Source organism: Streptomyces botrytidirepellens, from assembly GCF_003721215.1.
In the GTDB taxonomy this organism is placed as follows: domain Bacteria; phylum Actinomycetota; class Actinomycetes; order Streptomycetales; family Streptomycetaceae; genus Streptomyces; species Streptomyces himastatinicus.
Window position 1 is genome coordinate 1 of sequence record NZ_RIBZ01000154.1, and the last position, 12,943, is coordinate 12,943.

Annotated in this window: 15 protein-coding genes and 2 pseudogenes; 7 read left to right on the top strand and 10 right to left on the bottom strand. The window is 68.2% G+C overall.

The window, feature by feature from the left end; translation table 11 throughout:
* Positions 1 to 569 precede the first annotated feature (569 nt).
* The 6 genes and pseudogenes from EEJ42_RS54600 to EEJ42_RS50785 all read right to left on the bottom strand — a co-directional run bounded on the left by EEJ42_RS54600 (position 570) and on the right by EEJ42_RS50785 (position 3,697).
* The gene (locus EEJ42_RS54600) at positions 570 to 692 is read right to left on the bottom strand and encodes a hypothetical protein (RefSeq protein ID WP_425472882.1); all 123 of its coding nucleotides are present in this window, start codon (positions 690 to 692) and stop codon (positions 570 to 572) included.
* A 110-nt stretch (positions 693 to 802) separates the two neighbouring features.
* Positions 803 to 1,363: pseudogene (locus EEJ42_RS11410) on the bottom strand (ATP-binding protein); the annotation flags it as partial.
* Positions 1,354 to 1,893, bottom strand: a complete 540-nt coding sequence (locus EEJ42_RS11415) for a Mu transposase domain-containing protein (protein ID WP_184503033.1) — start codon at positions 1,891 to 1,893, stop codon at positions 1,354 to 1,356. The pseudogene EEJ42_RS11410 and the gene EEJ42_RS11415, both read right to left, overlap by 10 nt.
* Positions 1,877 to 2,329, bottom strand: a complete 453-nt coding sequence (locus tag EEJ42_RS11420; RefSeq protein ID WP_148081921.1) for an MBL fold metallo-hydrolase — start codon at positions 2,327 to 2,329, stop codon at positions 1,877 to 1,879. The genes EEJ42_RS11415 and EEJ42_RS11420 overlap by 17 nt, the downstream gene beginning before the upstream one ends.
* Before the next feature lie 285 nt (positions 2,330 to 2,614).
* Positions 2,615 to 3,505, bottom strand: coding sequence for an alpha/beta hydrolase (locus EEJ42_RS11425; protein WP_123099840.1), 891 nt, complete (start codon positions 3,503 to 3,505; stop codon positions 2,615 to 2,617).
* A gap of 39 nt (positions 3,506 to 3,544) precedes the next feature.
* Positions 3,545 to 3,697, bottom strand: coding sequence for an alpha/beta fold hydrolase (locus EEJ42_RS50785; protein WP_184503034.1), 153 nt, complete (start codon positions 3,695 to 3,697; stop codon positions 3,545 to 3,547).
* A 748-nt stretch (positions 3,698 to 4,445) separates the two neighbouring features.
* Between EEJ42_RS50785 and EEJ42_RS11435 the strand changes: the two genes are divergently transcribed.
* The 5 genes from EEJ42_RS11435 to EEJ42_RS11455 all read left to right on the top strand — a co-directional run bounded on the left by EEJ42_RS11435 (position 4,446) and on the right by EEJ42_RS11455 (position 8,396).
* A complete protein-coding gene (locus EEJ42_RS11435) occupies positions 4,446 to 5,168 on the top strand; it encodes a flavin reductase family protein (RefSeq protein WP_123099842.1) in 723 nt (240 codons plus the stop codon).
* Positions 5,165 to 6,385 (top strand): alpha/beta fold hydrolase, encoded by a 1,221-nt coding sequence (locus EEJ42_RS51780; protein ID WP_221179355.1) that lies wholly within the window; start codon positions 5,165 to 5,167, stop codon positions 6,383 to 6,385. The genes EEJ42_RS11435 and EEJ42_RS51780 overlap by 4 nt, the downstream gene beginning before the upstream one ends.
* A gap of 64 nt (positions 6,386 to 6,449) precedes the next feature.
* Positions 6,450 to 7,238 carry an enoyl-CoA hydratase/isomerase family protein gene (locus tag EEJ42_RS11445; RefSeq protein WP_123099843.1) on the top strand — a complete coding sequence of 263 codons (789 nt, stop codon included), beginning with the start codon at positions 6,450 to 6,452 and terminating at the stop codon, positions 7,236 to 7,238.
* A 121-nt stretch (positions 7,239 to 7,359) separates the two neighbouring features.
* Positions 7,360 to 7,995: a CGNR zinc finger domain-containing protein gene (locus EEJ42_RS11450; RefSeq protein ID WP_123099844.1), complete on the top strand. Its 636-nt coding sequence runs from the start codon at positions 7,360 to 7,362 to the stop codon at positions 7,993 to 7,995.
* A 131-nt stretch (positions 7,996 to 8,126) separates the two neighbouring features.
* Positions 8,127 to 8,396, top strand: a complete 270-nt coding sequence (locus tag EEJ42_RS11455) for an MFS transporter (protein WP_123099845.1) — start codon at positions 8,127 to 8,129, stop codon at positions 8,394 to 8,396.
* A 337-nt stretch (positions 8,397 to 8,733) separates the two neighbouring features.
* Here EEJ42_RS11455 and EEJ42_RS11460 read toward each other — a convergent pair whose 3' ends face one another.
* On the bottom strand, positions 8,734 to 9,390 hold the full coding sequence (locus EEJ42_RS11460) for a DUF6233 domain-containing protein (RefSeq protein WP_246096369.1): 657 nt from the start codon (positions 9,388 to 9,390) through the stop codon (positions 8,734 to 8,736).
* A 106-nt stretch (positions 9,391 to 9,496) separates the two neighbouring features.
* Here EEJ42_RS11460 and ku point away from each other — a divergent pair, with 106 nt between their 5' ends.
* Both ku and EEJ42_RS11470 read left to right on the top strand, forming a co-directional pair.
* Positions 9,497 to 10,423, top strand: a complete 927-nt coding sequence (ku, locus tag EEJ42_RS11465) for a non-homologous end joining protein Ku (protein ID WP_123099846.1) — start codon at positions 9,497 to 9,499, stop codon at positions 10,421 to 10,423.
* Between the two features lie 64 nt (positions 10,424 to 10,487).
* Entirely contained in the window at positions 10,488 to 10,772 is a 285-nt protein-coding gene (locus tag EEJ42_RS11470; protein WP_246096370.1) for a hypothetical protein, read from the top strand.
* Positions 10,773 to 10,819: 47 nt separating this feature from the next.
* Here the strand turns inward: EEJ42_RS11470 and EEJ42_RS11475 are convergent, their stop codons facing one another.
* The 3 genes and pseudogenes from EEJ42_RS11475 to EEJ42_RS11490 all read right to left on the bottom strand — a co-directional run bounded on the left by EEJ42_RS11475 (position 10,820) and on the right by EEJ42_RS11490 (position 12,787).
* Positions 10,820 to 11,128, bottom strand: a complete 309-nt coding sequence (locus EEJ42_RS11475) for a hypothetical protein (RefSeq protein WP_123099847.1) — start codon at positions 11,126 to 11,128, stop codon at positions 10,820 to 10,822.
* 253 nt (positions 11,129 to 11,381) lie between these two features.
* Positions 11,382 to 12,131 (bottom strand): mandelate racemase/muconate lactonizing enzyme family protein, encoded by a 750-nt coding sequence (locus tag EEJ42_RS11480; protein WP_281291432.1) that lies wholly within the window; start codon positions 12,129 to 12,131, stop codon positions 11,382 to 11,384.
* A 78-nt stretch (positions 12,132 to 12,209) separates the two neighbouring features.
* Positions 12,210 to 12,787: pseudogene (locus EEJ42_RS11490) on the bottom strand (DUF1062 domain-containing protein).
* Positions 12,788 to 12,943 lie beyond the last annotated feature (156 nt).

A 12,943-nucleotide genomic window follows, 5' to 3' on the forward strand; every position in this document is an offset into this window, starting at 1 on the left:
GACAGAGGGGCGGGCCGCTTCCGGGGTCGCCAGCAGCGCGACGATGGTGACCGGCTGCTGGCAGTGCGGACAGTTCCGGGTCGCGGTCGGCTCCAACGGATCGCGTTCCGAGACTGGTTGGCGTGATAACCGCGGCTGACCGGCTTGGGCTGCGGTGGCAGCTCCGGCAATTTGGGTGGTGTCGGTGTCTCGCCGAGCCGGCGGGCCCGGTCTTCGTCCCGGGCCTGGTCGCGTCTGCGTTCGGCGTGTTTGCGGCAGGCCGGTGAACAGTAGATCTGGCGGACAGTCCTGAGGGCCTCGAAGGGCCCCTCGCAGACGGGACAGGTGCGATTCTCCCGGGCGTTCTCGCTGGTGCGGGCGGTGATTCGGCACCCGTCCGAGCAGTAGATCCGGCGTTGACCGGCCGGGGTGGTGAACTCGGCCTGACAGGCCGGGCAGGTCTGCTGGACGGGTTTGCTCTGGCGGTTGGTCTCCTTGCAGGTGGGTGAGCAGAAGACCTGGCGACTGGTGTCGGTGGCGACGGTGAAGACGGTCGTGCAGACGTGACCTCAGTGGTGTCGGAGGCGTTGTCAGGAGACACGGGCGTTCACCCCGGCTCGGATGGCCTCAGCCTGGTTCTGGTGACCGCGCAACCGGTAGGAGGGGCCATCGATGCCTGCGACCGCAGCCCGGTGCAGGAGCCGGTCGAGCATCGCGGCCGCGACCGTGGCATCACCGAAGGCGCCCGCCCAGCCGGCGATCCGACGTTAGTCGTCAAAATCGTCGAGGATTTCAGATACCTCTGGTTGATCACCTGGAACAGGGCAGATGCCCCGTCTTCGGGCAGGGGGAGGTAGCCGAGTTCGTCGATGACCAGGAGTTTCGGGCCGGCGAAGAAGTTCATGCAGGTCTTCCAGCGGCCTTCGAGTGCGGCTTTGTGGCACTTGGCGGCCAGCTCGGCGGCGGTGGTGAAGTAGACGCGGTGGCCGGCCTCGACCGCGGCCCGGGCCAGGGCGACCGCGAGCATGGTCTTGCCCACGCCTGGCGGGCCGACGAACAGCACGTTGGAAGCGTCGTCGAGGAAGCGCAACCTGGCCAGATCGCGGATGAGTTTCTCGTCGACGCCCGGCTGGGCGGCGAAGTCGAAGTCGTTGATGGTCCACGGTTCGGGCAGACAGGCGAAACGGAGCCGGGCGGCGAGCCGGCGGGCTTCGGTGGCCTCGACCTCGATCTCCAGCAGCCGCTCCAGGGCCGCGGTCAGCGACATCCGTTCGGCGCGGGCCTGGTCCAGGACCCGGTTCAACGCCTCGGCGGCGTCGTTGAGTTTGAGGTAGGGCAGGTGGCCTCGCAGCTGCTGGAAGCGGCGTGCTTCGCTCATCTGCATGGGCGACGTACTCGCTCCGGGTTCTCCTCCTTCGTCGGTGGGGGAACACTCCGCAGCCGGTCGGCCACGGCGGCATAGTGGGACAGGTCGATCACGACCCGCTCGGCCGGATCGCCGGCCGCGGTCTGCCCGCGCAGACGCTCGGCTTCCGCGAGCGCGGCCGCGGAAGGCGGCTTGCGAACCTTGTTCTTGCACGGGGCCCGGTCAGAGAACGACGCCAGCACCGCCCGCTCCAGCGCGAGGACGTGGCCGTCATCGCGGACCGTCTGTCCGGCGCCGCGCGGGGCCCGGCGGTGCTGGGCAATCACTGCCCGGCCCGCGGTCGCGATCCGCAGGTCGTCCTCTCCTAGGCGGTGCAGTACCTTGACCTGGACACCGGGCAGCCCGGGTGGCACGGAGTAGAAGTTGCCGTCGAACTGCACCAGGCTCTGCGGGCTGACCGTGCGCTCGACCTCCAGCTCGGCCGGGAAGGGCCTCACCGGGATGTCCAGCAGAGATTCGGCGGCGGCGAGTTCACCGACCGTGGTCACGACGCCGTCGATGCGGCGGCGCCGCTGGTCGATGCGGTGCGGGATCTGGCCTGGGCACCGGGGGCCAGAAGCTCTCGACGAAGCTCGGTTCCATCTGTTTCGACATGTGCTCGACGACCGCCGGTGTGGCGACCGGTCGGGCTTTCGGGAAGCGCTCGGGGATGGTCGCCAGCCCGAACCATTGATCTCCGAGTCCGTGGGTGACGTAGATCGTCGTAAGGTTCCGGTCGAACGATTCCACCCATTCGACGGGCGCGGCGGCCTGCCGGACCGTCGTCACCGGATCGACGAGAATCGCGTCGCGGTTGCCGTAGATGAGCGTCGAGGAAATGGGCGACCACATCCGCCGCTCCACACCACGGCGGCCGATCACTGATCGCTGTCGGGACCGAGGCGAGACGTGGACCGCGTACCGCAGGTCCTTCTTACCGGCCAAGGCCCGATTCCTATCGTTCAGTCGTCATGGGACCAATGCCGTGCGGTCAGGCGGCCGTGCCCGGCGCGTACCGCTTCCGTGAACTGCTTCAGCCCGCACGGAATACCGGGTCCGGACGCCTACCAGCCGGGTGCCTGGCTCGCGCGGCTGGGCACTGGCGGGGGCTCTCTTCCAAGAGTCCGGCGCCACTTGCAACGACGCGGAGGTCGCCGCCGAGCTGGTCTGTTGGACCATCAGGCCGGATGCTCCTGGCCGATTTCCGCCGCGGGTGCACTCGTTCTATGCCTACAGATGCTCCCGGAACCAGTCGAGTGCTTCCGTGCTGGCGCGCTCGAACTGGGCGCGGTACGGGTCGAAGTGGCCACCGGGGATGAGGATCAGCTTCTTGGGTTCGAGGGCGTCCTCGTAGGCCTCGAGAGCGACGTCGGTCACCGTGAGGTAATCGTTCTCGGCAACGATCATCAACAAGGGCGTGGGTGACACCCTCCGGATGAACAGCCCGGGTTCGTACATGCGCGCCATGCGGGTGGAGCGCACGGTCACCCGGTTCTCCCAGACCCCCTCGGGTAGCTCCTGGAGATAGAAGTCGACCGCGTCACTGGAGTAGTAGGACGCGCGGACCGCGGGATCGGCGCTGACGATCTGCTGGTAGTCGAGCGGTTCCCCGCGGGCGCTTCTGCGCTCCTCCTCCGCGAACCCCTCTTCGAGGGCAGGAACAAGATGCGGAGGAACCCGCCGAAGTGCCTGCTGGTAGCCACTGATGGTCGGGACCTGCGCGACGACGGCCTTCAGGCGCCGGTCCGTGGCACCGAGCACGATGGCGTGCCCGCCGGCGTAACTGCTTCCCCAGACGCCGATTCGGTCCGGGTCGACCTCGGGCTGCGCCTCCAGGAAGGAGATCGCCCGGCGCCAGTCCTCGGCCTGTTCCCAGGGATTGACGTCCTGACGGGGTTCGCCGTCGCTGGCGCCGAACGTGCGGTGGTCATGGAGCAGCACCGCGAAACCCGCATCGGCGAACCGTCGCGCAAAGCCCTCCAGGGCGTGTTCCTTGACGCCCGCGTAGCCGTGGGCCATCGAGATGGCCGGATGCGGACCTTCGCCTTCTGGTACGAAGTACCAGCCGCGCAGGGTCACTCCGCCTCGGGCGGTGAACGCCACGTCTCGCCTGTCAAGCATGGTCCATCATTTCCTCTCTGCGGTACCGCACGTGTGGGATCAGTGCGCCCGGCCGTCGGCGAGCCACGACTCGATCTGCTTCCAGCCCTCGGGCCACCCCGCGTCGAGCATCGTGTTGTGCCCGACGCCGTCGATTTCCCGGATCTCCGCCCCATAGCGCCGCGCGGTGGCCCGCACTGGGACAAGTGGCACGAGGCGGTCCTCGGTGGCGGCCGGCACCAGGACTGGCAGCGCCGGTACCCGCTTGGGCAGGTGGAACAGGAACTGGTACTGGACGAGCGGGATCAGGAGCCAGGCGCCCGCTCAGCTCGGCCGTCGCCGGGTCGTCCCGCCGGGCGAAGAGCATGTAGGGCCCGAGCCGGAGAGGTCTGCCGACTATGTACCGCAGTATCTCGAACGGCTGCCGGCGGAGCACGGCCAGCGCCGTGTGCACGGCAGGACGCGGGGGAAGCGGAGCAACCAGGATCATGGCAGCGGCCTCGGACGCCGCAGCCGCCGCGGACATCCGGTCCTCCCAGCACCAGGCCTCCTGCCCCAGACCGTGCGCGAACAGCGGGCGGGCCGATCCGGGTATCGCGGGACCCGTTGGCGCGGCATGGACATCTCCAGTGCCGACTCGCCGACGAGACCAGGAAGCATCATTGCTCTCATACGGCGGACCTTAGCAGTCATGTACATAGGTGACAACGGTTTGGTTATGTCGCCTACGGGTATCGCGGAACGACCGCCACGCCTTCTTGTGCCGACCGCCGCCCCCTGTGTCACAATGCTGACCACGTCATAGCCATAAGCGCTATGCCTCTGTACAAAGCAGGCGCTCGCACTTGTCGCCCCTGGACACCCCGGCGCAGGCAGCGAGCCGAACCTTCCATCGTCGCGGACGCCGCGGACGGGCCAAGCCCGGCGGCACATCCGCTGAGGCACTCAAACGGAGAGTGAAATGATCATCGATACGGCATCACTCGACGCCAGGTCGAGCTACAAACTCCTCATCGGCAGTGTGCTTCCGCGCGCGATCGCCTGGGTCAGCACCCGGTCGACCGCAGGCGTCGGCAACGTGGCCCCCGTGTCGTTCTTCACCGTGGTCGGCCGCATCCCTCCGACGGTGTCGATCTCCCTGCAGCCCCGCTCCGACGAGGTCACCCTGAAGGACACGTTCGTCAACATCCGGGACACCGGTGAGTTCGTGGTCAACATGGTGTCCCTCGGCCAGGTCGACGAGGCGCACCGCTCCGCCTTCGAGTTCGACTCCGAGGTCGACGAATTCGAAGCCCTTGGCCTGGAGAAGGCCGAATGCGAGGTCGTGTCGGCACCCCGGATCGCCGGTGCCCCCATTTCCATGGAGTGCGTGGTCGACCGGATCATCCCCATGCCTCCGCTGCCGGACCACGTGGTGTGGGGACGTGTGGAGCGCTTCCACGTCCGCGATGACCTCTACCTGCCCGGTGGGCGCATCGACACCGGTGCCCTGGGGGCCGTCGGGCGCCTGGCCGCCGAGTACTCGCTCGTCAACAACATCTTCACCACCCCGCTCCCCGAGGAACTCGTCGAAGGCCTGCTCGCCACTCGCAGCGCACGCCTCGATGAGCGTCCGACCGACTTCTCCCCCATCGACACGGCGGAATGGTCGCCTTCCGGATCAACGACGACAGGACCGAAATGACCAGCGACTTTGTTCACATCGACCGTGCGGCCACCGGTGGTGGCGAGGTGCTCCCAGGTGCTCCGACACTGCTGCTCGTGCACGGGTTCCTGGACGACGCCACCGTCTGGGACGGCTTCGTCAAGGCCCTGGACGGCTCGGTGGCGACGGCGCGGCTGGATCTTCCGGGTTCCGGGGCCCGCGCGTCCGCCCCTGTGGACACGGAGAAGCTGAGCCTGGCCCTGTTGGCCGACGAGGTCGCATCCGTCATCGACGACATCGAGGGACCAGTCGCCCTGGTGGGCCAGAGTATGGGAGCCCAGGTCGCCGAGCTCGCGGTTGCTGCCAGGCCCGAGCGGGTCGCAGGACTGGTCCTGCTCACGCCGGTACCACTCGGCGGCGCCCGTCTGCCCGAAGACGCCGTCGCGCCGTTCCGGGCCCTCGGCGGGAACGCGGAGGGCCAGCGTGCCGTACGCAACCACCTCTCGCCGACGCTTGACGAGGAGGCGCTGGACACGCTGGGCCGCAGCGGCCTGCTGGTCCCTCCGCTCGTGACCGCACGTTACGCCGACCTGTGGAACTACGGCGTCGACGCGGCACCGGAGCAGAGCGCGTACCCCGGCCCCGTCCTCATCGTCCGCGGCGACAGCGACGGCTTCGTCACCGAGGAACTGATCACCGGAGCCATCGCTCCGCGCTTCCCCGGTGCGCACCTTGCGACCGTTTCCGGCGGCGGGCACTGGCTGCACGTGGAGTACCCCCATGCCCTGGCCCGCGAAGTCCTCGGCTTCCTCCAGAACCTGAATGCCGACGCTGCGGCCTCGGGCTGGCGCAGCGGCTTCTCGGAGCATTGCGCGAACACCTTCGCCGAGGGCTTCGCCGAGGACATCGCGCTGGAGGCCAGCGCTCTTGCCCGGCCGATCGCCGGTCGGGCGCTCGTCGCCTCGACTGTCGCGGCTGCGAGCACGATCTACGAGTCGCTGGAGTTCACGGCCGAGGCCTCCGACGCAACCACGACCTACCTGCAGTGGAAGGCGACGGCGTTCGGCGGAGTGGAGATCTCCGGCATCACCGTTCTGGAGAAGAACGCAGATGGCGATGTCGTCCGGGCGGCGATCCACCATCGTCCTCTCGGAGCAGCCCTGCGATTCTCCACCACGCTCCGCGACCGGCTGGTGGGCATCGTCCCGTCCGATCACTTCTATGCCGGTGACCCGCAGCCCGTTCCGGGCGCATAGCCCGTCCCCCGTCTGTCCCGCACAGGCCACCTTGAGTAGCCGTGTTCGAAGGAATGGAGTACCGATGAGCCATTTGAGCTTCGGCATCGACGACCACGTCGCCGAGATCGTCCTGGACAACCCGCCACAGAACCGCATCGATGAACAGATGGCCGACGAGCTGCTCGCAGCGGTTGAGAAGGCGGAGTCATCGGGGGCGCGGGCGATCCTTCTGCGTGCCGAAGGGCCTGACTTCTCTTTCGGCGGGGACATCGTCACCTGGCCCGATCTCGACGTGCGGCAGTTGCGGCTGCTGTTCGAGCGGTACATGTTCGCGTTCAACCGCTTCGAGCAGATTCCCGTGCCGGTGGTCGCAGCGGTGAACGGCCTGTGCTTCGGTGGGGGCTTCGAACTCGCGCTGCGCTCCGATGTGATCTTCGCCGGCGAGGGGGCCCGGTTCGGGCACCCCGAGCAGACACTGGGCCTCGTCACACTGCTCGGCGGCATCTACCGAGCGGCCGCTCGTGCGGGCCGTGCCAGGGCCTACGAGTGGGCGCTGACCTCGGAACAGGTGCCCGCTGCCACCATGGCGCAGGCCGGACTCGTCAACCACGTCCTCCCCGATGACGAAGCCCTCGAAGCCGCACGGGCGTTCGCGCGCAAGGTGGCCGCGGGGCCCACCCGGGCGCATGCCGCGCACAAGGCGCTGTTGCGGATGTGGGAAGCCGGGGGTGTGAACGCTGCCGACGACTCGATGTTCGACATCGCCATCCCGCTGTTCGAGTCCAAGGATGCGACGGGCGGTCTCACGTCGGCCGTGGCGGCCTATAAGGCCGGACGACCCCGACCCACCGTCGACTTCACCGGGGAATAGGCTCCCTCGCGGGGCCGTCGTGCAGGCGGCCCCGCCCCCGCGGCCTGGCCGTGGTCACAAGTGAAAGCGATAGGCTCTTACAGAGGCGATGCAAGCACCCTGAAGGCACCAGGAGGACGAGATGAGTGCGGCGGTCCAATGGCCGGCCTCGGCTCGCTTTAAGGAAGTCGAGCACAGCGCCCCAGGCGGGCTGGGATTCGTACAGGATCTCTTGAACACAGCGAGCATGGGCAAGCCACGCCGGCCTGACCTCCTGGAGTCCGTCGACGCGGCGGAACAATGGCTCCAGTCCTCCCTCGCAACGCTCAGCAGTATCGACTCCAGCGCTCCTCCCGCGCCATTTCCCCTCGACGCACGCGGCCTCAGTCGCCTCCGGTCGCTGCGCGACGACATCCGCGCCGCGCTGGCCACCGGGCATGCCGACGAACCCTCCGCCGCCGTCGCCGTACCGTCGATCGAGACGACGGCAGCCGTCAGTCTGGACGCCGGAGGCACGCGGCTGCATCCGCGCGGCAAGGGTGTCGAACTTCTCCGCTCGTACGTCCTGATCCAGCTGGCCGCCGCCACCTATGCCGACACGATGCGGCGACTGAAGGTGTGTGCGAACCCTCGCTGCCGCGGCGCGTTCTATGACCGTTCCAAGAACTGCTCGCGTGCCTGGCACAACGTCACCACCTGCGGGAACACTCAGAATGTACGGGCCTATCGGGCCCGTCTGAAGGAACGCGGAGCTGAGCAGTCTTGCCGCACGGTGTGATCTGCCCGGCGGAGTTCGCGAGGTGCTCGCTGTCTGCTGCTTGCCAACCCCCGTCATACGGCAGCGAACCGCTCACCGATGGTCTCCAGCGCGCCATCCCCCTGAGCTGAGACCACACTTGGTCAGTTGGTATTGGACTCACACCGCTCAGCAGCCTCGGCACGTTCGTGGTGTTCCTCGACACGGCGATCGTCAATGTCGCCTTCGAGGCCATGAGCCGCAGTTTCCATGCCACGGCTGACCACCTTGTGCTCAACGCCTACAGCATGGTCTTCGCCGCTGCCCTCATCCCGGCAGGGCGACTCAACCTCTACGGCCGCAAGCGCCTCTTCCTGACCGGCATCACGGGCTTCGCGGTGACGAACGCCCTGTGCGGCTCGCGCCGAACGCGGGCTTGCTGATCGCGGGGGCGGGCTCTGCAGGCGGCCTTCGCCGCCCTGGTCACACCGACGTCACTCCCCCTGATCCTGCCGGAATTCCCGCCGGCCCGGCGGCCGGTTGCCATCGGCACCTGGGGTTCCATGGGCGCGGCGGCGGCCGCCGGACCCACGCTGGGGCGCTGCTGGCCCAGTACGCCTCCTGGCGCTGGATTTCCTGGCCAACGTGCCAATCTGCGCGGTGATCGTCGCCTTCGGCCTGCGCATGCTGCGCGAAACCCGCGACCCCCACGCCCACGGCTGCCCGACCTACTCGGCGTACTGATGGTCGCGTCGATGCCCGCAGCGCTGAGCCTTGGCATCATCGCATCGTCGTCGGACTTGCCGAGCAGCTCAGCTGAAGGCCGCCGAAGGGGCCGTGCACCCACAGGGTGCCGCCCCGCCGGATGGGCGGGGCGGTCGCTCCTGGCATCTGCGCAGCCCACGCAGTAGATCGGCCCCCGCCGACGGGGGATGCAGCGGGGGCCAGCACCAGTGTGGCACGGCGTAAGCGGCGAAGTGCCCGATCCGGTCGGCACACGTCGCATATATCTACAAGTGGAGCCCCGACCATCTCTGCGGCCTCCTCGGTGGTGACGCGGGCGTGGCTCTCGCGGGCCTGCCAGCAGTCCCGGCGATGCAGGCGGCGGCTGGGCTCGTCATCGCCGTGCTGGTGCAACTTCTCGAGCACCCACTGCCTGCCCGCCACCGCGCCGTCCGTCGGCAGCGAACTGTAGGTCTCGCCGGGGATGGGAGCGATGTCTTCGGCCGAGACGCTCATCGGGGTGGGCGCGCCCATGGTCTTGGTTGTGCCGTCCGCAGACTCATGCCGCGCGGGCAGGATGGCTTCGCACTCTGCCCACCATTGGCCGTCCTTGGCGCGGATCCACTTGGTGATGATCACGTCGAGTTCCTGCTCGTCCGGCATGCGGGCCCGCACCCAGGGCCCGGTCTTCGATCGCCACTCCTCCGCATCCATGATTCGGATTTTAGTTCGAATACGGTTGGCGGGCTGACCAGGGCGTTCCGCCAGGAGCTGGCCTAGGCTGGAGCCGACCCCAGGGGGGCCTCCTGGGAGGTGCACCATGCCTCGCCCCGTGTGGTCCGGCGCCGTGTCATTCGGCCTCGTGACCATTCCGATCAAGGTCTTGCCCGCCACCGAAGACCACAGCATCAGCTTCCGGCAGATCCACACCACCGATGGTGGCCGGATCCGGTACCGCAAGGTGTGCGAGATCGAGGACCGCGTACTCGATCAAGACGAGATCGGGCGCGCCTACGAGGAGAGCAAAGACCAGCTCGTCCCCATCACGGACGAGGAGCTGGACGACCTGCCGCTGCCCACCGCCAAGGCCATCGACGTGCAGGCATTCGTGCCGGCCGAACTGCTCGATCCGATCCGGTTCGGGCGCCCCTACTACTTGCAGGGCGACGGCGCGGTCGCCGCCAAGCCGTACACGCTGCTACGCGAGGCGCTCCAGCGCAACGACAAGGTGGCCGTCGCGAAATTCTCGTGGCACAACCGCGAACGGCTCGGCGCGCTCCGGGTCGTCGGCGACGCCATCGTGCTCCAGGCACTCCACTGGGAAGACGAGATCCGCTCCAGCGAAGGGCTCGCCCCAACTGGCGTCGAGCTGTCCGACGCCGAGGTCGACGAGGCCATGGAGCTGATGGAGATCATCGGCCCCACCGACATCAGCCAGTACCGCGACACATACCGGGAGGCCGTCGAAGCCGTGATCGAGGCCAAGGCGGCGGGCCAGGAGCCGCCCGAGATGGAGGTACCGGCCGAGCCGACGGGGCGTGTCGTCGACCTGATGTCCGCCCTCCAGGACAGCGTCCGGGCCGCCAAGGAAGCCCGCGGCGAGGAAGCCGGCTCCGCCGACGTGCACGAGATGCGGCCCACGAGGAAGACCGCGGGCAAGAAGACCACCAAGAAGTCGGCGGCGAAGAAGACCAGCGGGAAGAAGGCCCCCGCGAAGAAGACGGCCAAGAAGCGGCCGGCGTCCTGAATCACGCGCCCGAAAGTGGGCACACGAGGGTCGACCTGAGGGGGATCTCCCGAAGGAGCACGCCGTGATCAAGAAGCTGCACGACATGGGCCTCCGGTCCGAGCACGCCTACACCGCCGCCGTGGCCTCCATCGGCCTGTCCGTGCTGACCTGGGCCGCGTCTCTGCGCGCCGAGCCCGGCAAGGGTCTCGACCGGGCCGATCGGTGGGGCATCTTCGTCGGCGAGTGGGCACCCACCTTCTTCGGCCTCGGCATCGCCCTGTCCCATTACGAGCAGGAAGAAGGCTCCCTGCTGGGCAAGGCGCATGCCGACGGGGAGCGGCAGCGGCAGATGGCAGGCACCGCATAGCACGGCGCCCCACCGTAAAGGTGGGGCGCCGCGTCGTCGACTTCAGGTCAGCACATCTTGGAGTCGGCCCGGGCCGAGTTGTACGAGGAGGAGTCGTGGAAGGCGCCGCTCGTCGTGCCCAGCTGGGCGCCGGCCAGGAACGCGACGGCCGCGGCGAACTCGTCAGGGGTACCGAACCGGCCCGCTGGTACTTCCGCGCTAGCGTCGCGTACCTCTTGTTCGGAAACCCCCCGGCCCGCGATCGGCTCCTGGATGCCGCTGGAGCCGATCGCGACGATCCGCCCCCAGCCGCGCTCGCGCATGCCCGGCAGCACCGCCTCGACCAGTCGGATGTGCGCGGTCACCAGCAGCCGCACGGCCTCGTGTGCGTCTCGACGCTCATCCCGGCCGCGGCACCAGGTGCTGGCCCACCGCCGTTGCGCACCAGCACGTCCACCGGCCCGAACCGGCTCGTCGCGGCCTCCACGAGGGAGCGCGGCCCATCCGGTTTGGTGATGTCCACGCCGATTCCCACCGCCGAGGGCCACGTGCGCACCTTCCGCCACGGCTTCGCACCCACGCGCCCGGTATCTAACGTCGACCTGCCTCGAGTCCCAACTGGCGCTGCCTTCAGAAGGATGCCACTGGGGCACCGAATAGGCTTTCATCGGGCACGATGCCCAGGCCGGGGCCCTGCGGTCGCTTGATATGGCCGGCTTCGATGCGGATCCCGTTATCCGGATCGTAATGGCCTTCGATATAGGGGGCCGCAAGCCAGACGCCTTCGAGCAGCTCAGGTGCCGTCGTCGCACCGATATGGGTGCAGGCGGCGGCGATGATGTCTCCGCCCCAGGAATCGTCACAGGTATGCGGCAGGTTCCGCGCCGCACAGATGTCGCGGAACGCGCGCATGGGATGCAGCCCGCCGATCCGGGTGACCTTCATGCCGAAGCCATCGACCAGTCCCGTGCCGGCGGCGGTGATCGCCGTATTCAGGCTGGTGCTGTTTTCGTCCATGTAGATGCCGTGGCTGACCTGCGGGCGGATCTTCTGAAGGTCCTCGATGGTGTTGCAGGGCTGTTCCATGGTGAAGGGGATGTCCAGGCATTCCCGGCCGAGCCGCAGTGCATCACGCGTGGTCAGGCTGCGGTTGCCGTCCACCGCCAGACGCATCCCCGACCCGCGGATGACCTCCCAGACCTTGCGGATGGTCTCGATGTCTTCCTCGACCGGCCGCCCGCCGACCTTGACCTGGAGCCGCGGGTATCCCTCGGCGCGTTTCTCCGCTGCGAGACGGGCGGTTTCATCCGGCGCGTCAATAATGGTGGAGTAGTAGGACGGCACTCGATCTGTCACCGCGCCGCCAAGAAGGTCGGACACGCTGCCCCCGGCGGGAGGGCCCGCTGGGGCCTGCCCGGCGGATCGGATACTGCCGGACAGGCCCGGGACCGGAAGGACTCAGCGCTTGAGCGTGAAGGTGAAGTCGCCCGAGGGCTTGCCGCTCAGTCGGACTGTCGACACGAGGTTCCCCTCGGCCAGCAGTCTCTCGACCTCGGCTCGCGAAAAGCCGAAGCCTTCGGCGATCAGTCGCACCGGCCGCACAGGTATCCACGCCGCACAGCGGACCGAGACGTGGCCAACCCCGGCACAGGCGCCCACCGGCCGCGGTGTGCCCGGTGTGGCGGCGGACCGTACGGCGACTGCCAGGCCGGCCGCTCGGTTCGCCCCGAGCCGCCCACGTCGCGGCGCCGTACGACCGGGTCCTGGAGCGCTTCGGCCACGAGACCGGGGTCGTTGTCGTGCAGCAGGCTCAGAGGCTCGGGTTGTACGGAACGCACGTACATCCGCTCCAGGACAGTGAGCTTGGCGGTGTCCCCGCACCCAGTGCACAGCGCGAGGAGCCAGGCGCTGAGGAGCTTGTGGTTCGCAGTGACGCGGAATTTGGCGTTCGCCCGGAAGTGCTCGGACGCGCACGTGTGGCAACGCCGGAGACCGATCAGCAGGCAGGCGGACACGACCGCCCAGTTTTTGGACACAGAGTTACACCAGTTCCAGTGAGAAGACCGCAGCGAAAAGGAGCACGGCGCACATGTGCGACGCGCGACGGATCAGCGCTTGGGGGTGCTCACTTGGTGTACAACGGCGTGTCCTTGACAGGGTGACTGTGGGCGGGAGCACGGTAACGGCACACG

Coding starts and splice junctions, on each gene's coding strand:
- EEJ42_RS54600 (WP_425472882.1), bottom strand. CDS start 692: ATGCTCGACCGGCTCCTGCACCGGGCTGCGGTCGCAGGCATCGATGGC.
- EEJ42_RS11425 (WP_123099840.1), bottom strand. CDS start 3,505: ATGCTTGACAGGCGAGACGTGGCGTTCACCGCCCGAGGCGGAGTGACC.
- EEJ42_RS11435 (WP_123099842.1), top strand. CDS start 4,446: ATGATCATCGATACGGCATCACTCGACGCCAGGTCGAGCTACAAACTC.
- EEJ42_RS51780 (WP_221179355.1), top strand. CDS start 5,165: ATGACCAGCGACTTTGTTCACATCGACCGTGCGGCCACCGGTGGTGGC.
- EEJ42_RS11445 (WP_123099843.1), top strand. CDS start 6,450: ATGAGCCATTTGAGCTTCGGCATCGACGACCACGTCGCCGAGATCGTC.
- EEJ42_RS11450 (WP_123099844.1), top strand. CDS start 7,360: ATGAGTGCGGCGGTCCAATGGCCGGCCTCGGCTCGCTTTAAGGAAGTC.
- EEJ42_RS11460 (WP_246096369.1), bottom strand. CDS start 9,390: ATGGATGCGGAGGAGTGGCGATCGAAGACCGGGCCCTGGGTGCGGGCC.
- ku (WP_123099846.1), top strand. CDS start 9,497: ATGCCTCGCCCCGTGTGGTCCGGCGCCGTGTCATTCGGCCTCGTGACC.